This is a genomic window from Janthinobacterium sp. JC611, from assembly GCF_018682595.1.
In the GTDB taxonomy this organism is placed as follows: domain Bacteria; phylum Pseudomonadota; class Gammaproteobacteria; order Burkholderiales; family Burkholderiaceae_D; genus Janthinobacterium.
Map to the genome: position 1 here is coordinate 310,886 of NZ_JAFLJN010000021.1, position 19,069 is coordinate 329,954.

A 19,069-nucleotide genomic window follows, 5' to 3' on the forward strand; every position below is an offset into this window, starting at 1 on the left:
TATCGATAACAATATCATGAGAGACCCATGAATCCCGATTTCCGCTCCAGGGACATGCTCGAAAAGCATATCCGGCACACGATGCACTTTTACCACCCGCGCGCTGTCGACCCGAGCGGCGGCTTTTATCACTTCTTCCTCGATGACGGCACGGTGTACGACGCCAGCACGCGCCACCTGGTCAGCAGCACGCGCTTCGTCTTCAATTACGCCATGGCCTACCGTCATTTCGGCGGCGACGATTACCAGGCGGCCCTGCGCCACGGCGTGGCCTTTTTGCGCGACGCGCACCGCGACCCCGCCACGGGCGGCTATGCCTGGCAACTGAAGTGGCAGGACGGCGTCAAGACGGTGGAAGACGGCGCCAATCACTGCTACGGCCTGGCCTTCGTGCTGCTCGCATATGCCCACGCGCTGCAGGCCGGCATGCCGGAAGCGCGCGCCTACCTGGACGAAACCTTTGAATTGATGGAGCAGCGCTTCTGGCTGCCCGAACACGGCCTGTATGCGGACGTGGCCAGCGCCGACTGGTCCACCCTGGACGGCTACCGGGGCCAGAACGCCAATATGCATGCCTGCGAAGCGATGCTGGCCGCGTTCGAGGCGACGGGCGAGGCGCGCTATCTGCACCGCGCCGAGACGCTGGCGCACAACATCACGGTGCGCCAGGCGGCGCTGGCGAACGGCATGATCTGGGAACACTACAAACCCGACTGGTCGATCGACTGGGACTACAATCTGCACGACAAGAGCAATATCTTCCGGCCTTGGGGCTACCAGCCTGGCCATTTCACGGAATGGGCCAAGCTGCTGTTGATCATGGAGCGCCACGCCAAGTTCATGGCCGGACCGTCCGACTGGCTGCTGCCGCGCGCGCGCGCCCTGTACGACACGGCGCTGGCCAAGGCCTGGGATGGCGCGCATGGCGGCATCCACTACGGTTTCGGCCCGCAGGACGAGATCTGCGATGGCGACAAATACTTCTGGGTGCAGGCGGAAAGCTTCGCCGCGGCCGCCGTGCTGGCCGCGCGCACGGGCGACGAGGCTTACTGGCAAAGCTACGACAAGATCTGGGACTACAGCTGGACGCACTTCGTCGATCACGAACACGGCGCCTGGTACCGCATCCTGACGCCGGAGAATCAAAAAATCAGCAAGGAGAAAAGCCCGGCCGGCAAGGTCGATTACCACACCATGGGCGCCTGCTACGAAGTGCTGAACGTGATTGGCGGTGCCGCATGAACGCCGCCAATTTCCCACGCTTTGTATCGGCCGGCGAAGCGCTGACGGACATGCTGCGCACGGGCCCGGACTCCTGGAGCAGCCAGGTGGGCGGCTCGACCTGGAACGTGGCGCGCGTGATGGCGCGCCTGGGCGTGCCCAGCGCCTTTGCGGGTGCAATCAGCCGCGACGTCTTCGGCGACGCGCTGGCCGCCGCCACCAAAGCGGCGGGCCTGGACATGCGCTTCCTGCAGCGCCATGCGAAGTCGCCGCTGCTGGCCATCGTGCACGAACTGCATCCGCCCACGTACTACTTTATTGGCGACGACAGCGCCGACCTGCATTTCGACGCCTCGCTCTTGCCGGCCGGCTGGATGCAGGGTGCGCAATGGGTGCATTTCGGCGGCATCAGCCTGGCGCGCGAACCGCTGGCGGGCAAGCTGGTGGCGCTGGCGCAGGAACTCAAGGCCGCTGGCGTGAAGATCAGCTACGACCCGAATTTCCGCATCATGATGGATGAACGCTACGACGCCACCCTGCGCCGCATGACGCAGCTGGCCGACGTGATCAAGGTGTCCGATGAAGACCTGGCGGGCCTGTTCCGCCATGACGACATCGACGGCGCGTTCGCCACCCTGCGCAGCTGGAATCCGCAAGCCATGTATTTGTATACGCGCGGCGCGCAGGGCGCGGCGCTGTACCGGGGCGAGCAGGCATGGCAGGCGGCGCCGCCCGCCATCGAGGTGGTCGACTCGGTGGGGGCGGGCGACGCCAGCATCGGCGGCTTGCTGTACAGCCTGATGTACCGGCCAGAGGCCGACGGCGGCGCGCATCTGCGCTTTGCCGTCGCGGCCGGAGCGGGCGCCTGCCTGGCGGCCGGTGGCTCACCGCCATCGGTGGAACTGGTGGAATCGCTGGCGCAGCGCACGGTAGTGCGGTAGCCGTATCAACCCCACGTCACGGGTCCCGTCGACGCCCGCGCCATCAGGGTGAACGCCATCAGATGATGCGTGGCGGGCGCCGTTTCTCCCGCGCGGCGCTGGCGGATTTCGTCGATGACGAGACTGACGGCGGCGCGCGCCATGTCGGCGATGGGCTGGTGGATGGTGGTCAGCTCGGGCCAGACGGTGGTGGCGACGGGCGTGTCGTCGAAGCCGCACACGCTCAATTGCGCCGGTACCTGCAAGCCCATGCCGTGCGCCACGGCCAGGGTGGCGGCGGCCATGTCGTCATTGCTGGCGAAGATGGCGCTGGGGTGCGGTGCCTGCGCCAGCAGCTGGCGCGCCGCGTCCAGCCCCGAACGATACGTAAAATAGCCTTGCGCCACCCGGTGCGGCGCTACCCGCAAGCCCGCTTCCCGCATGGCGTCCTCGAAGGCCTGGCGGCGCAGCAGGGCGGGCGTGTGCGCCGGATCGCCTTCGATGAAGCCGATGTCGCGGTGGCCCAGCGCGAGCAGGTGGCGCGTCATGGCCAGCGCGCCTTCGTAGTCGTCGATGCGCACGGCCGACACATCGGGCGTGGGGCGCGCCGTGGCCACGGCGATGGCGGGGATGCCCATCTGATTCAGCTGCGCCAGCACTTCCGGCGAATCGCACAGGGGCGGCGGCACCAGGATGCCGTCCACGCCTGCCGCCACCAGGCAATCGATGCCGGCGCGCTGGCTGTCGAGGTCTTCGCAGCGCTCCAGCAGCAGCTGGCCGCCGCCCTGGCGGCACTGGTCCATGGCGCCAACCAGGAATTCGCTGAGGAAGGCGGCGCTGGGATTGCTGTACAGCAGGCCGATGCGCAAGGTGCCCGTGCGTGCCGCCCTGGCCGCCAGGTTGGGCTGGTAGCGCAGGCTGGCGATCGCCGCCTCGACCTTGTCGCGCGTGGCCGCGCTGACGCTGCTGCGTCCATTGATCACGCGCGACACCGTCATGGCCGACACGCCGGCCACGCGCGCCACGTCGTGCACGGTGGCCCCGCTGGCCGTATCGGGGGCGTGGGCGGCGGGCGCCGCCTTATTCGAGGTGGCCACCGAATTTCAGCTTGCCGCTGATGCGCATGCCGTGCAATTGACCTACTTCCAGTTCGGCGGCGCTGGTGCGCTGCGCCGTATCGCGCCGCGCCAGTCCCACCGACAGGATGTCGAGCATCATCAGCTGCAGCAGGCGCACGATCATGGGCACGAAATTGAGGTTGCCTTCCGGGTGGTTCAGGGTCAGCAGCACGTCGGCCAGCTTGGCCAATGGCGAACTGCTGGCCGTGATCGCCAGCACGCGCGCGCCGCAGCCCTGCGCCACCTTGACGGTGCGCAGCAGGTCGGGCAGGGCCCCCGAGCGCGAAATGACCAGCGCCACGTCGCCCGGTTTCAGCATGGCGGCGCTCATTTCCTGCGCCTGCGGATCGGCAAAGAAGCTGCTGACGATGCCCAGGTTGAGCAGTTTTTGCTGCATGTCGTCGGCCACGACGCGGGCGCTGCCCACGGCCAGCAATTCCACGCGCTGCGCGCCGCGCAGCAGTTCGATGGCGGCCGTCAGCGCTTTGACGTCGAGCATGTCGCGCAGGGCCAGCGCGGCCGAGGCGTTATTGCCCAGCACCTTGCGCGCCAGCTCGGCGTCGGAATCCGAAATCTCCACGTGGCAGTGGGCCACCGTGATGGCGCCGCCCGTCAGGCCCGAAGCGAGCTTCAGTTTGAAGTCGGCCAGGCCCTGCACGCCGATCGAGCGGCAAAAGCGCATCACCGTCGGCTGGCTGACGCCGACCCGCTGGGCGATTTCCGCGATCGGCAAGGTCAGCATGGCGTTCGGCTCCTTCAAGACCCAGTCGGCCACCTTGCATTCCGAGGGGCTCATGCGGCCGCGCGCCTGGCGCACGGATTCGAGCACGGGCGCGCCGGAGTGGGCGCGCTTGAGCTTTTGCGCCAGGATGGCGGCGATGCCGAGGAAAGTCGGCAGTTCGGCCGTGATCAGAAAGGTGGGAATCTGCGCCAGGTATTCGTTCAGGCGGCCCTTTTGCTCGAAGCGGGCACGGAACTGCGAGCGTTCGAACAGGGGCCCCAGGCGCGGCACGATGCCGCCGCCTATATAGATGCCGCCCAGCGCGCCCAGGGTCATGGCCACGTTGCCGGCGATGGAGCCGAGGATGGCGCAGAAGCAGTCCACCGCTTCCAGGCACACGTCGCATTCATTGTTCAGGGCGCGGCTGGTGATGTCGGCCGCCAGCAGCGGCGGCGCATCGGGCTTGCCGGCGCGCTCGGACAGGGCGCGGTAGATCAGTTCCAGGCCGCGCCCGGAAGCGAGGCGTTCGGCCGAGACGTGCGACAGCTCGCGCCAGGCGAAGGACAGCACGTCCATCTCGCGCTGGTCGCAGGGGGCGAAGCTGACGTGGCCCCCTTCGCTGCCCAGCGCGATCCAGCGGTCTTCGGCGGGAATCATGCCCGACACGCCCAGGCCAGTACCCGAACCTAGCAGGCCGATGACGCTGTCGGCGCGCGCCATGCCGCCGCCGATCTGCAGTCGCTGGTCGGGCCGCAGATAGGGCAGGGCCATGGCCAGCGCCGTGAAGTCATTCACCACCAGCAGGGTGTCGAGGCCCAGCGTGGCGCGCATGGCCTCGATCGAGAAGAACCAGTGATGGTTCATCATGCGGATATTGTCGTCGTCGATGGGATTGGCGATGGCGATGGCCGCATGGCGCACGCGCGCCGAACCGGCGGCGCGCGCCTCGTCGCTATCGATGTATGCGGTGATGGCGTCGAGCAGCGAAGCGTAGTCGTCGCAGGGCAGCACGGCCACCGCTTCCAGATGGCCCTGGCGCGTTTCCAGCACAAAGCGGGCATTGGTGCCGCCGATGTCTGCCAGCAGGCGCGGCCCGTCACTGAAACGCTCCGCCGGATCGCTGCCTGCTACTTCCATTTTTTCATCAATTTTCATGGCGGTGCCTAGTCTCGTCTGCGTGCGCTGTCTTGGCGGCGCACTGTCATTATGGCAAAAACCAAGGATTTTAATTCGTATACGTGCCGCGTGCCGAAAAATGCGGGGCACCCGGCCAAATGCCTGTTCCCTGCGCCAGAAACGGGCGACGGCAGGGCAAAAAAGCCGGCAAATAAAGTGTCGCAGAGTAGTCGTAGGATTACAACATAATATGTTGATATTTGTTCGTAGTATAGTTACTATGTCCCTGCTGGAAAGAATTCTGGCCAGTACATTCGGCCACGAATGACTAGATAAAAACAAATTACTGAGGAGACTTACCATGCTGCATCGCAACATGTTGAAGGCCGTGCTGAAAACACTGCCGGCTGCCATCGTCTTAGCCATCGCCAGCGGTTCCGCTGCCGCCGACCCCATGTACCCATCCGACGCCGAAGGCTTCCACGGCTACCTGCGCGCCGGCGCCGGCAGCAATACCTCGGGCGACGGCGGCTCGCAAGGCTGCTTCGGCCTGGGCGGCAATACCATGAAATACCGTCTGGGCAATGAGTGCGACGCCTACACGGAATTCGGCTACACCAAGTCCGTCGCCAAGTCCGGCGGCGTGAACTACCTGGCCACCATCTGGGTCAACGCCTACGCGCCAAACTCGGATTTCGGCGACAACAAGCTGGGCATCGTCAAGGCCTATGTCGAAGCGCAGGGACTCGATTTCCTGAACGGCGGCACGGCCTGGGTCGGCAAGCGCTTCTACTACCGTCCCGACATCCACATGCTGGACTTGCAATACATCAACATGAACGGCACGGGCGCCGGCCTGGACCGCATTCCTGTTGGCCCCGGTAAATTCTCGTATGCCTTCTTCAAGGACAACGACGTCAACGCCCGCGACAAGAACACAGGCGCCATCACCGGCACCCGTTCCGCCGTGCGCCAGAACTTCATCTACGGCGAGATTCCCGTCAATGAAAACGGCACCCTGGACCTGGCCGCGACCATCATCACGGCTGAAGGCAAGGACAACGACATCTACGGCCCGAAACACAACGGCTGGCAACTGTCGGCCTTCCACCGCCAAGGTAAAGTGTTCGGCGGCGGCAATACCTTCGGCGTGCAGTACGGCGTCGGTCCTGGTGTTGGCGGCGACGGTAACGGCCAGTTCGGCGCGTCGGGCAGCACCTCCTACGGTTCGGACCGCAAGCGCACGCGCATCTTCAATGACATGGCGATCCAGCCGATGGCCAACTTCGGCATGGAATTCGTCGCCCTGTGGCAAAAAGACGAGTCGAACGCCAACGGTTCCTCGACCTGGACCTCGGTCGGCGTGCGCCCTGTGTACGCATTCACCGACAACTTCAAGCTGGTGGGCGAACTGGGCACGGACCGCGTGACGCAAGCGGGCGGCCTGCCGGCCAAGCGTCTGACCAAGCTGACCATCGCGCCGACGATCTCGGCCGGTCCTGGCCTGTGGTCGCGTCCTGAACTGCGCGCCTTCGTGACCTACGGCAAATGGAACGATGCGGCCACCGCCTCGGTCAACGCGTCGAACAACGGCGGCCCGATCTATAACAACAACACCAGCGGCACTTCGTATGGTTTCCAAGTGGAGACGTGGTTTTAAGCTGAAACAACCCAGAAGCAAAGGCTGGGGTCGGTCACTGCGTGATTGGAATGTTCCCCATTGGGTAACATTCCCCCGTCGGGTCTGACCCCGAAAAAAGGGCGGAACCGCGGTTCCGCCCTTCTCTGTTTACCCTACCGCATCACTGCTTACGGCAGCGCCACCGGCAACTCCGGATACTCTTGCGTCAGCGCATACTTGGTGCCGCCCACGGTGACCGTGTAGTTGGCCGGTCCCGAGATCGGCAGGCGGTAATTCAAGGTCAGCGCCACGGAGCCGCCCGGCGCCAGCGATTGCCAGGCGGGAATCGCGAAGCGGGCCCGGTTGTAGTTCTTCGTGAAGCCGCCGATATTGTTCGGCCCCGTGTAGCCGGCGTTAATCACCGTCAAGCCGAAGCCGGACTGGTCGCTCATGTCCGACGGCGCCGAGACGGGATAGTCGAACTCCACGACGGTGCCGCCCGGCAGGGTCGACGCCGTATTGTTCTTCACCGTCATCACCGGATTGATGGGGAAGTTGTTGTCGCCCAGCTTCCAGCCACCGAGGCTGATGCTGACGTTGGCCGCCGTGGCCGGCATGGCGATTTCGGCGCGCTTGTTGCCATATGCGCCAGCCGTGCGGAAGGCCTGGTACAAGACGTCCGTCAGGGTCGTGCCCATGAAATACTCGCCCTTGCCGCCGTTGCGCGTGGCATCCCAGGCATAGTCGCCCGCCATTTCCCAGATCATCACGCCGCCGATATTGTTGTTGACGATGTACTGGGCCTTGGCCGCGATCGATTGCGTGGTTTCCGTGGAAATGAACACTTTCTTGGTCGCATTCCACAGCCACGGCGCCACCATGGTGCTGCTGTAGTACGGCACATACGTGCCCACCAGCGCCTTGTCCGTGACTTTATACGCGTCCAGGTAGCTTGGCACGATACCGTTCTGCAAGTTCAGCGCATGCCAGATGGGGTTGCCGCCGCCCGGCGTGGGCTTGCCCTGCGAGTCGAGGTCGAACCAGACATTGTCGATGCCGGTGGCGCCCGTGCCGCACGTCTTGGTGCCGGCGCAGGTGACGGTGGAACTGATCAGCGGCGTCGTGCCCCACAGGCCGTTGGTGCCGCCAGTGACATCCTTCCAGCCCCGCGTGTAGAACGGCACGCCGATATTGATGCGCCCCGCCTGCATGGCGCCCCGGTAATAGCGGTAGGCCCAGTCCGTGTTCAGGTAACCAATGTTCTGGAACTGGTAGGCGTTACCGGCACGCAATTCACCATCGTTGCCGTCGTCAAACAGCGCCGCGTTCGGTCCCACATACTGGTTCCACGCGCCGTGCAAGTCGTAGCTCATCAGACTGGCATAATCGAGATATTTCAATCCAGACATGTTTTCCTCGCCACGCAAGACCCAGCCCGAGGCGGAACCGGCGATGGTCAGCAGATAGTACTTGTTGTCCTGCACGGCCGCTTCGTCGAGCTTCTGGCGCAACACTTTCAGCAGCACGTTGTAGCTCGTCATCAGGCCGGCCAGGCGCGGTTTCGAGACGGCGAAGTCGTTCGGATTGCCCGCTTCATTATTGGTGGTCGGATGTTCGTAATCGACATCGACGCCATCGAAGAAGTTGTACTGGCGCACGAACGCCACCATGGAATCGGCCAGGGTATTGATGCCGGCCGTGTTGATGCTGCCGTCCGCGTTCGTCGTGGCCGTGTAGAAGCCGCCGCTGCCGGCCCAGCCGCCCACGGAGATCATCAGTTTGACGCCCGGGTACTTCTTCTTGTATTGCGCCAGCAAGTTGAAGTGGCCCTTGTATGGCAAGGAGGGGTCCATGGCCGCCGCCGGCACGTTCGGCCACGTCAGGCCCGTGTCCGGATTGGCCGCGCCGCTGCCGATGGCGATCTTCGACGTGGCCGGATCGACGGTGGCGAACGCATAGTTCAGGTGGGTGATCTTGTCCCACGGCAGGTTGTTCACCAGGTAAGTCGGGCTGCCATCGACACCCGTGCGCCAGCTGGCGAAATAGCCGACGATGCGCCGGTTCAAGCCATTGCCCAGCACTTCGCGGCCATTCGCGTCATACACCTTGCAATACGGCACATTCGGCACGGCCGAAATCAAGCCGTCCGGGCGGCAAGCCGTGGGCGTCGGCGTCGGCGTCGGCGTCGGTGTTGGCGTTGGCGTTGGCGTTGGCGTTGGCGTTGGCGTCGGCGTTGGCGTCGGCGTCGGGGTTGGCGTCGGCGTCGGTGTCGGGGTTGGCGTATCCGTCACGGCCCACGGGCCCCACTGGTCGGTGGCGCTGGGGACATTGCCCTGCGTCCACCACTTGGCCTTGTAGGTGACGCCCTGGTAAAGCACGCACTGGCCGCCCGTGTAGACGGTGGCGGCATCCCAGACGGCGCACGTTTCCACGGCGGCGAGCAAGGTGTTGGGCGTGGCGGTCGTGCCTTCCTGGCCGCCGCCGCAAGCGACGAGCACGCCGCTGAGCAAGGCCATCAATAATGCATTCGATTTCATGTCGTGTCTGTCTCCGTTATGGTTGTACGGGTTGTACATTCTGAGCTTGTTGCAGGCCCCTCGGGGGGCTCTTGTCAACTGTGATCCCTGGCCGGCTTTCTTGCGCTTGCTGCTACTGCAACTTCACATTCCAGTTGGCTTCCACGCATTTCACGTAGTTCCCGGCCAGCAAGGCGCTGTACGGGGTTTGATAGCTGACCAACTGGCATTGATTCTCGCCACCGGCGCTCCAGTTCTTTTCCCAATAGATGTTGTAGGCAGCGGAACTGGCCGGGGTGAAGCGCTGCATGTTGGCGCAAGACAATTGTTCGCCGGAATAATCCCAGCCCATGTCGGCGGCAAACTGCTTGTAGTAATCGATGCGGTTTTGCGCGGCCTGCTTTTCCGTGCCCTGCCCGCATTCGGCGTTGATGATCATGATGGTGGTGGCGAAGTTATTGCCCGCGCCCGCCGTCGTATCGGCCGCGTTCGGCACCCACGTACCGTCGAGCACATGCAGCATCGACGGTTTCGGCGGTTGCGGATAGACAAAGAAGAACGTGGCCGACGCCAGGTTCAGCCACGTCGACGCCACCAGGTCCGGATTCTTCAGCAACACGGACTGGTCGCCGTCATGCATGGCTTGCGAGAATGGACCGTAGTTGTAGTTATAGGACAGTTGCTTGGCGCCGCGGCCGAAATACTTCTTGAAGCTGCCGTCGGCGTTCTTGCCGCAGGTCCACACCTTGTTGAAGACGGGATCGGCGCACTCGATGTTGTAGCCGCAGCCGGCGCCCGTCTCGTCGCAGCCCAGTTCGCGCAAATACTTCAAGCCCTGGCGCCATTGCGGCAGCGGGCTGCTGGCGTTATGGTCGCCCGTCTCCTGTCCGAAGTGGGCGAACATGGTGGCCAGGCTGTGGCGGCAGATGGCGTCCGCATTGCGCCCGTCGCCGTAGTCGTCGCACACGGCGGGGAACTTGGCCACCGCTTGCAGGAAGCGCTGGTAAGTGTAGCTGGCGTCGCGCGCGGCAAAATAGTAATCCCACTTGGCCGCCGGCAGCAGACGCTCGACCCGCTTGACGTTGAGCGGATTGCCGGCCAGGCCAGGCTGCACGGCCTCGACGGCCGTATTGCCCAGGGTGCGGATCGAGGCCTTGACCTTGCGGAAGAAATCGTTGTTCGTCAGCGCCGCCTCGTTCGCCTCGGCCTGGGCCTTGGTGGGCACGCCTGGCGTGGGTGTCGGCGTCGGTGTCGGCGTTGGAGTCGGGGTGGGTGTCGGCGTGGGCGTCGGAGTCGGCGTGGTGGTATCGAGGCTCCACGGCCCCCACTGGTCGTTGCTCGGGGCCGTGCCCTGCACCCACCATTTAGCGCGGTACACCTTGCCGTCATACACGGCGCACTGGCCCGCCGTGTAGACGGCGGCGGCGTTCCAGGCCGCGCAATTGTCGCTGGCGGCGGTGGCGGCCAACAGGATCGATGGGGGTTCGGTGGTGGAATTGCCGCCGCAAGCGAGCAGCGCGCTGCCCAGCAGGCCAGCCATCCAAGGCGTGGCCAGCCGGCTAATTTGCCGTGTCTTCACAATGTCTCCTGAACGTTATACGAAAACTATCGAAGTAGCTTTTTATGTTGTACGTAAAGAAAGCACAGCGAAGCGTCGGCTTTCTGCACAGAGAATGCGACGCCCCAAATTGGTAGTCAAGTGGTTTTATGCAACGGTGTTTTTTACAATACCAGTGACTTCATGCGGTCCGGCCGCGGTGCCCCAGGCGAAGAGCCGGGGAAGAGAAAAAAGGAGGATTTTTGTCAGCTGCCGGCAATACCGCGCCGGCAGCGGTGCGGCAAGTGGTATTAGCACTGCCGCACGGGTTTTCAGGCCGATGGCGTTGTCGCGCGTTGGTGTTGCGGATAATACAGCGCATAAAACCAGCCATACGCATCTTCGATCTGCGCCTGGATGCGCGGCGGTATCGCATGCGGTTTGGGCACGCTGATGGCCGTTTGCTGGCGGTGCGTGTACTTCATGCGGTAATGGCTGTCGCTCTCCTGGATCCCCACGGCAAGATCGTGCGGATCGATCTGGAATGGCGCCAGGCCCAGCCAGGCGTACAGGTGCGACATGCATTCCACCGGCCGCGCCATCAAGTCTTCGAAACGCACGAAGTACAGCTTCTGCTGCACTTCGGCAGGCAGGTCCAGCACCGCATGCAGCGAGCTCAAGGGAGCTCCGATGGTGCGGTCCTTGGCAAACAGCATGTCGGCACGGCCCAGGCGGTCGAAATCGGCCAGGTGGTCGACGAAGTCGAGCAGGATGGTGCGCTGGTGCTGCGCTTCGATGGAGCCGTAGACTTGCCCCAGCTCGCGCACGCAGACGATGATTTTCGCTTCCGGCGCCAGTTGCAGCAGCATCTCCACGCAATGCAGCCAGGCGCGGTTCTTGTCGACCACGCCCTGCTTGCCGCAATCCTGGTACCAGCCACGCAGGAAGCCCTGCATGGCCGTTTTCAGGTGGCCATAACTGGCATCGAAGGTGCTGTCGAGCTGCGACAGGAAAAAGGCGTCGTCGCTGACCATGCGCCGCATGCCCAGCAAGGCGTTGCACAGGGGAGAGCTATTGCCTTCGCAATGCAGGTCGGGATGCTGCGCCAGCAACTGGCACAACAAGGTGGAGCCGGCGCGTGGCAGGCCGGCCACGCCGATGAAATGGGATGTCATGCGATTGTACTTTCTGTTCAGCGCTGCTCTTCAGAAGGAGGGGGTGCAGCAATTATAAGAGCGCGGCAACGACGCACCGATGAAAAAAATGCCGCTTCGGAACACGAAGCGGCATCTCCGGCGCCACCAGACGGTGACGCCGCGTGCCTTACTGGCTGTCCTGGCGCGTGCCGACGGCAACCTCGACCGGCAGGCGCAAGCCGCTGTCGACCACGCTCAGGCGCAGCCCCGGAAGGACATTGCCGACGACATTGCCGGCCAGCTGCACCACCGGTGCGCTGGCTGCGCCGCCCTTCTCCGCCTCGCCCGGCGCATCCTGCGCGGCAGGCTTGCCTGGCGCCGTCTCGCCATTGGCGATCATGTCGGCCTGCACCATATTGCCCTGCGACGGCGCCACGGCGACAGCCGCGATCACATTCGCGACAGCGCTTTGCAGCGCTTCCGTCGGCTTGACTTTCAGCACGCCGTCTACATAGTTCAGGGCGTAATTGTTCGACGCCTGGCCCGATGCCGATACGAGATAGTTGCCCGCCGCGGAAGCCGTCGTCGCCGGCGTGCTGAAGGCCAGGTTGCCGTTCACTTCAGCCGCCAGCGTATCGCCACCGAGCAAGCCGCTGTAGCTGGCGCGGAAGTCGGGATTGGCGCGTCCCTGGTCTTTTTCAGCGTTATCGACTTTCACCGTCAGCGCCGCCTGCGAAATCGTGGCCGTCGTGCTGGCGCTGCCGTTGACCACGTAATTGCCCGCATCCGCGCCGCTCAGGCGTATGCCGGCCACCGTCACCGTCTTGCCCACGCCCGCATTCTTGTCGCTGAAACTGGCGCCATTGCTGGCAATAGTCAGCTGGTCATTGCCGATACGGTTGTCGCGCAAGGAGACGACGGCATTCGTGGTGGCGTCATACACCTTGTTGACGCCGCTCGCGCTGACCGTCAAGGCGGCTGGCGTGATATCGGCCTTGGTGCTGGCCTGGTTGCTGGCCAGCAAATAGTTGCCTGCATCGGCGCCGGCCAGGCCCAGACCGCTGATGGTCACGGTCTTGCCGATCGCCGCATTCTTGTCGCTGAACGTGCCAAGGACGGGACCGGCGGCCAGGCTCAAGGTGTCGCCGGCCACGATGCCATTGAAACTGGCGCCCGCCAGGTTGAGGCTGGCCGCCGTGCCGCCGTCATACACCTTGTTCGCCGCCACGATACCGGCAATGGCGCTGATGGAGGCTGGCGTGATGCTGGCCGTCAAGCCGGTCGGATTGCTGACCGTGTAGTTGCTGGCCGAGCCGGAACCGTCGAGCAAGGTCGTGCCGCTGACCGTCACGGCCTTCGCGTTGCCCGCGTTCTTGTCGGCAAACGCCGCCGTCTGGCCGCCGAAGGCCAGGGTTTCGTCGCCCACCAGGCCGCTCAAACTGCCGCCGGTGAGTTGCGCCACCGTATTGCCATCGTAGACCTTGTTGCCCGCCACCTGGCCCGTCACCGTCAGGGCTTTCGGCGTGATATCGGCCACGCCGCTGGACGTCGCGCTGGCCAGCGTGTAGTTGCCCGCGTCCGCCCCGCCCAGGGTAATGCCGCTGACGTTGACGGTCTTGCCCGTGCCCGCATTCTTGTCGCTGAAGGCGCCGCTGCCGGCCACCGTCAGGCTGTCGCCGTTCAACATGCCATTGAAGGTCGCCGCGCCGTTGAGCGTGGCCGTGGCCGAGCCATCATAGGTCTTGTTGTTGACGCCCACGTTCGACACGCTGCCGATGCTGGCCTTGGCGATGTCGGCCACGCCGCTGGACGTCGTGCCGGCCAGCGTGTAGTTGCCCGCGTCCGCCCCGCCCAGGGTCAGACCGCTGACGTTGACTGTCTTGCCCGTGCCGGCATTCTTGTCGCTGAATTCGCCGCTGCCCGCCACCGTCAGGCTGTCGTCGCCGAAGATGCCGGCGAAAGTCGCCGTGCCATTCAGCGTGGCCGTTTTCTGGCCATCGTAGGTCTTGTTGTTGACGCCCACGTTCGACACGCCGCTGATGCTGGCCTTGCTGATGTCGGCAGTCACGTTGCCCGGGCTGGTGAACGTGTAGTTGCTGGCCAGGCCAGTGCCATTCTGCAAGGTGGTGCCGCTGATCGTGACCACCTTGCCCGTGCCGGCGTTCTTGTCGCTGAAGGTGCCGACGCCGCCGATGAAGTTCAGCGTTTCACCCGCGACCATGCCGCTCAAGACACCACCCGACAAGACTGCCGCCGCCGTGCCATCGTAGACCTTATTGCCGGCAGTCACACCGGAGAGCGTGACGGCCTTGGGCGTGATACTGGCCGTGGCGCTGGCCGTATTATTGAGGAAGTCATAATTGACCAGGTCGCTGCCGGACAAGGTGATATTGCTGATATTGACGGCTTTGTTGGTCCCCACGTTTTTGTCCGTGAACATGCCGTTCGCACTGGACAATTGCACGTCATCGCCGGCAATCTTGCCATTGATCACGGCCAAGCTGGCACTGAGGCTGGCGCTGAAGTTGCCGTTATAGACCTTGTCCAGGGCGCTCAAGCCGGTGATGCCCGTAATTGTTGCCTTGGCGATATCGCCCGTCAGACCGCCAGGCGCGCTCAGCGTGTAGTTGCCGGCCAGGCCGCTGCCATCGCTCAGGGTTACGCCGCCGATCGTAATGGCCTTGCCCGTTCCCGCGTTCTTGTCGCTGTAGCTGGCGCCCTGCACGGTAAAGCCCAGGGTTTCCGCATTGACCAGGCCACTCAAGGTGCCGCCGGTCAAGTTAGCATCGGCCGTGCCGTCGTAGACTTTGTTGTTGCCGCCCAAGCCCGTCAAGGTCAGGGCCTTCGGCGTGATGCTGGCCGTTCCCGCCGACGAACTGCCGACCGTGTAGTTGCTGGCCAGGCCGGTACCGTCGCCCAGGCTCCCGCCCGTGACGGTGACGGCCTTGCCATTGCCCGCATTCTGGTTATTGAAGACGCCGCTGGCGCCGTTCAAGACCAGCGTTTCCGAACCGACCAGCCCGCTCAGGGCGCCGCCCGTGATGACCGCCGTGGCGTTACCGTCATAGGTCTTGTCCGCCGCCGTCGCGCCCGTCACCGTCAGGGCCTTCGGCGTGATGCTGGCCGTTCCGGCCGACGAACTGCCGACCGTGTAGTTGCTGGCCAGGCCAGTGCCGTCGCCCAGGCTCCCGCCGGTGATGGTGACGGCCTTGCCATTGCCCGCGTTCTGGTTATTGAAGACGCCGCTGGCGCCGTTCAAGACCAGCGTTTCCCCATTCACGAGGCCGCTCAGGGCGCCACCCGTGATGACCGCCGTGGTGTTGCCGTCGTATATCTTGTCCGCCGCCGTCGCGCCCGTCACCGTCAGGGCCTTGGGCGTGATCACCAGGCCGCCATCGATATAGCTGATCGCATAGCCGGCCTGGCCGCCGGAAGCGTACAGGCCGCTGGCCGACACGCCATACGTGCCCGCATTCACGGCGCCGGAGGCATTGCCCGCATACACGGGCGTGCCCAGCAGGCTGGCGCCCGCCACCGTGTTCGAGTAGCTGACGCTGTTGCTGCCGCCGGCGTAGGCCACGCCGTCATACACCTTGCTGTCGTAGGAAACGCGCACGGCGATCGGCGTCATGAAGGAACGCAGGAAGGGCCCGCTCTGTCCATCGTAGACCACCCACATCTGCGCCAGTTCCCAGCCGGCGCCCGTGTAATTCGACAGGTTCTTCAACTGCGCCGTCGTCATGCCCGTGCCGCCCGCGCTGGCCGCCTGGCCGCTGGCCGCCGTGTCCCAGTAGCTGCCCGTGACGCTGCCCGCACCGGTGCCCACCAGGCCACCCACATTGCTGGAACCGCTCACGCTGCCGTTCGCATAGCTGTTGGCGATGCTGCCGCCATTGCTGCCGACCAGGCCGCCGACGGCGCTCGTGCCGTTCACGGCGCCGCTGGCATAACTGTCCACCACCGTGCCCGTATTGCTGCCCACCAGACCGCCGCCGGTGGAAGTGCTCGTCACGTCGCTGGTGGCAAAGCTGCCGCTGATCGTGCCCGCATTGCTGCCGGCCAGCGCGCCCACGTTGCTGCCGCCCGTCACGCTGCCGCCGGACAGGCCCACATTCGCCACCGCGCCGCCGCTGCCGATGGCGCCGAACAGGCCCACGTCGCTCACCCCCGTCTTGGCGATGTTCAGGCTGGAAATGATATGGCCAGTGCCGTCCAGGCTACCCGTGAAGGCCGAAGCCGACGTGCCGACGGGAATGAAACCTGTCGTTCCCCATACATCGTTGCCATTCGCGGCCGTGCTGGCGGCGCTGAAGCTGCTGCCCAGCGTGTAGCTGGCTGCCTTGTTCATCGCCATCAATTGCAACTGGTGCGTGGAATTGATGGTGTTTGACCACTCCGACGCCAGCATCGGGCGCGTGCCTGCGACGGCGCCATTGATCGAGCCATCGCCGCTGACGATGACCCAGTTGTTGCCCGTCGCGCCGGCCGTGGTCGTGAAATTGAAGCCCACATAATTACTCGATACCAGCATCTGCGCCGTGCTCAGCCCTTGCGCATTCGAGGTGGCGCCATTGAAGCTTTGGCCGATGCCATTCAGGGTGGAGTTAATCGTGCTGTCAAAGTAGGCACGGTTGACGCTACCGCCGTTATGCTCGCCGACGATGGCGCCGACGCTAGCGCCGCCGCCCGTCACTTTGCCCGTCGTATACACATTCGTGATGACGCCGCCCACGTTATAGCCGACGATGCCGCCGGCCAGCCCGGTGGTCTGCACGTCGCCCGTCGCGTAGCTGTTGTTCAAGGTTCCGCGCAACAGCCCTACCAGGCCGCCGACATAGCCGCCGGTGGAAGTCACCTTGCCTGTCGCATAGCTATTGCTGATGATGGCGCCGGCGTCGTTGTTGATTCCCACCAGGCCGCCGGCACTGCCCGAGGCGTTCATCGCGCCTGTCGCATAGCTATTGGTGATCGTGGCATTGTTAAAACTGACCAGGCCACCGCCATAGTTGGCTCCCGCGTTAACGGTGCCCGTTGCATAGCTATCGCTGATCGTGCCGGAATTGTTAACAACCAGCCCGGCGGCAACGTAGCGCGTGGAGCTGGTGGTGGCGGAACTGGAACTGCTCTTGATCAATCCGCCCGCAGCGTTGAGGCCGACAAAACCGCCTGCAGCGCCATAGCCGCCCGGTCCCGGATCACCGGCGGAGACCACGGTGCCGGAAACGCGGCTATTGCTGATCGTGCCGGCATTGATGCCGACCAGGCCACCGAGATTGACATAACCGGAGCCACTCACGGCGCCGCTGCTGTACACGTTATCGATCTTGCCGTTGTTGACGGCAGCCAGCGCGCCTATGCCCGCATAGGTGCTGCTATAGGTGGCGGCCGATCCGGCAACGCTCACGCCGCTCAAGCTCAGGTTGCGCACAGCAGCGGCGGCGCCGATATTGCCGAACATCCCGACGGGCACGTCAGGGCGGTTGATCGTCAATCCCACGATTTCATGGCCAAGGCCGTCGAGCGTGCCCGTGAATGGCGTCGCATCGCTGCCGATGGGCGCGAATCCCTTGCCGCCATCCCAGCCGGAAGTGCCGCGCGCGTCGATATTGCTGCCCAGCACATAGTTGCCGGACAAATTGCCTTGCATGCCCTGCACGTCGTTGCCGGTCGTGCTGTTGAACGCGCCCAGGCTGTTGATCACCTGGTACACGGTCACGCTGCCGTTACTGCCCAGTTTGGTGCTGAAATTGTTGCCCGATGGCAGATCGACTTCCGCCTTGACGTTGTACGTGGACTGATTACCGGCGGCGAGCGCGCTCTGGCCGTATTCGAGCGCCAGGCTGGCCGTGCCCGCGCCGCGCATGGCCTTGTTGATGTTGATATTGTTTTGCGCCGTCAGGGTCAGCTTGTTGGCCGCCCAGTTGACGTTATCGTTGACGTTGATGTTGCCCTGCGTGCCGCCGCTGCCCGAGATGCTCTGGATCTGCACATTGCCGGACTTCAAGGAGTTACTGAGGAAGGCGCCCGTCATGTCGCCGCCGGACACGGCGATGTTGAAATCGGTCGGGTCGATCAGCCAGGTGCCGGACAAGCCACGTGGCGCGGCCGTCGTTACCTTCAGCGCATCGTCGATCTTCACGTGCGCGGCCGAGGTGTCGATGAAGCCGCCATTGCCGCCATCGGGCGCGCTGGCGTCCAGCGTGCCGGCCGCGTGCACCGTGCCGCTTTGCATGTCGCCCAGCAACTTGATCGTGCCGCCGCGCGTGTCGATGCTGTGCGCCTCGATCACGCCCGTGTTGTTGACGACGGTTTTCAGCAGGTCGCCCGCCGCTTGCGCCGTCAACACCACGCTGCCGCCATCGGCCTTGATCATGCCGCCGTTGTGCACCAGCGCGCCCACGGCGCCCTGGTCCACCGCCACGTTCAGCAAGCCGTCGCCGGCCACGTCGAGGGTGATGGCGCGGCCCGCCGCCAGGGCAACCGAACCCAGGCGCGCCTGGATCGTGCCTTCGTTCGACACATTGGCGCCCAGCAAGGCCACATAGCCGCCCGGCGCGTTGATGCTGCCCTGGTTCAGGACCTTGCCCGCGCCATTGCCCGAAAACTGATACTTGCCGGCCATGAAGTCGGCGTTGGAAATATCCAGGGTGGACGCCACCAGGCCCGCCGTGTTGACGGACGCGCCCTGGCCGAACAGCACGCCGTTCGGGTTGACGATGAACACCTTGCCGTTGGCCGACAAGTTGCCGAGGATGCTAGTGCCGTCGCTGCCCAGCACCCGGTTCAGGGCCACCGCGTTGCTGTCGGGTTGCTGGAACTGCACCGACTCGCCCTTGCCGATATTGAAACTGGACCAGTTGATGACGGCATTCTGGCTGCCCTGCCTGATCACCGTGGCGCCCGGCGCGCCGTGGATGGAAGCCTGGCCCGCCACCACCGTGCCGCCCGCCGGCCCCGCCAGGGCCAGCGAGCCGTAACCGAGCATCAGCGCCGCCGCCATGGTGGTCAAGGCGAAATGCGCCCCGCCGCCGCTGCATCCTGGCATCGAGCGCTTGCCGGCGGATTTGACGTTTTCGGAAACGGCGGCGTAGGCGCCGGTGGCCTGGTTCCAGATGGAGCGGTAGATGCGGTTCATGGCAGTGTCCTGATGTTTTAGCTTGTAT

The 19,069-nt window shown here is 64.4% G+C and carries 9 protein-coding genes; 3 read left to right on the top strand and 6 right to left on the bottom strand.

Translation table 11 applies throughout. The annotated features are described in order from the left end of the window. Positions 1-27: 27 nt before the first annotated feature. Both J0O65_RS15800 and J0O65_RS15805 read left to right on the top strand, forming a co-directional pair. Positions 28-1,242 (top strand): AGE family epimerase/isomerase, encoded by a 1,215-nt coding sequence (locus J0O65_RS15800; protein ID WP_215408124.1) that lies wholly within the window; start codon positions 28-30, stop codon positions 1,240-1,242. Continuing rightward, entirely contained in the window at positions 1,239-2,162 is a 924-nt protein-coding gene (locus J0O65_RS15805) for a carbohydrate kinase family protein (protein ID WP_215408126.1), read from the top strand. Before J0O65_RS15800 ends, J0O65_RS15805 begins: the two co-directional genes overlap by 4 nt. A 5-nt stretch (positions 2,163-2,167) precedes the next feature. On the opposite strand, the gene J0O65_RS15810 is transcribed toward J0O65_RS15805, so the two are convergent. Both J0O65_RS15810 and J0O65_RS15815 read right to left on the bottom strand, forming a co-directional pair. Beyond that, positions 2,168-3,238 carry a LacI family DNA-binding transcriptional regulator gene (locus J0O65_RS15810; protein ID WP_215408128.1) on the bottom strand — a complete coding sequence of 357 codons (1,071 nt, stop codon included), beginning with the start codon at positions 3,236-3,238 and terminating at the stop codon, positions 2,168-2,170. After that, a complete protein-coding gene (locus J0O65_RS15815; protein WP_215408130.1) occupies positions 3,222-5,135 on the bottom strand; it encodes a glucokinase in 1,914 nt (637 codons plus the stop codon). The genes J0O65_RS15810 and J0O65_RS15815 overlap by 17 nt, the downstream gene beginning before the upstream one ends. 322 nt (positions 5,136-5,457) lie before the next feature. Between J0O65_RS15815 and J0O65_RS15820 the strand changes: the two genes are divergently transcribed. Continuing rightward, positions 5,458-6,756: a maltoporin gene (locus tag J0O65_RS15820; RefSeq protein WP_215408132.1), complete on the top strand. Its 1,299-nt coding sequence runs from the start codon at positions 5,458-5,460 to the stop codon at positions 6,754-6,756. A 149-nt stretch (positions 6,757-6,905) separates the two neighbouring features. Here the strand turns inward: J0O65_RS15820 and J0O65_RS15825 are convergent, their stop codons facing one another. The 4 genes from J0O65_RS15825 to J0O65_RS15840 form a co-directional block, all read right to left on the bottom strand. Next, positions 6,906-9,254 (bottom strand): chitinase C-terminal domain-containing protein, encoded by a 2,349-nt coding sequence (locus J0O65_RS15825; RefSeq protein WP_215408134.1) that lies wholly within the window; start codon positions 9,252-9,254, stop codon positions 6,906-6,908. A gap of 112 nt (positions 9,255-9,366) precedes the next feature. Then, a complete protein-coding gene (locus J0O65_RS15830; protein ID WP_353056205.1) occupies positions 9,367-10,812 on the bottom strand; it encodes a glycoside hydrolase family 19 protein in 1,446 nt (481 codons plus the stop codon). A gap of 290 nt (positions 10,813-11,102) precedes the next feature. Beyond that, entirely contained in the window at positions 11,103-11,945 is an 843-nt protein-coding gene (locus J0O65_RS15835) for a sulfotransferase family protein (protein WP_215408136.1), read from the bottom strand. Positions 11,946-12,093: 148 nt separating this feature from the next. Next, the gene (locus J0O65_RS15840; protein WP_215408138.1) at positions 12,094-19,041 is read right to left on the bottom strand and encodes a YDG domain-containing protein; all 6,948 of its coding nucleotides are present in this window, start codon (positions 19,039-19,041) and stop codon (positions 12,094-12,096) included. Positions 19,042-19,069: the final 28 nt, after the last annotated feature.

Bases quoted from the DNA above. Each gene is read 5' to 3' on its own strand.
- J0O65_RS15800 (WP_215408124.1), top strand. From the start codon at position 28: ATGAATCCCGATTTCCGCTCCAGGGACATGCTCGAAAAGCATATCCGG.
- J0O65_RS15805 (WP_215408126.1), top strand. From the start codon at position 1,239: ATGAACGCCGCCAATTTCCCACGCTTTGTATCGGCCGGCGAAGCGCTG.
- J0O65_RS15815 (WP_215408130.1), bottom strand. From the start codon at position 5,135: ATGAAAATTGATGAAAAAATGGAAGTAGCAGGCAGCGATCCGGCGGAG.
- J0O65_RS15820 (WP_215408132.1), top strand. From the start codon at position 5,458: ATGCTGCATCGCAACATGTTGAAGGCCGTGCTGAAAACACTGCCGGCT.
- J0O65_RS15825 (WP_215408134.1), bottom strand. From the start codon at position 9,254: ATGAAATCGAATGCATTATTGATGGCCTTGCTCAGCGGCGTGCTCGTC.
- J0O65_RS15835 (WP_215408136.1), bottom strand. From the start codon at position 11,945: ATGACATCCCATTTCATCGGCGTGGCCGGCCTGCCACGCGCCGGCTCC.
- J0O65_RS15840 (WP_215408138.1), bottom strand. From the start codon at position 19,041: ATGAACCGCATCTACCGCTCCATCTGGAACCAGGCCACCGGCGCCTAC.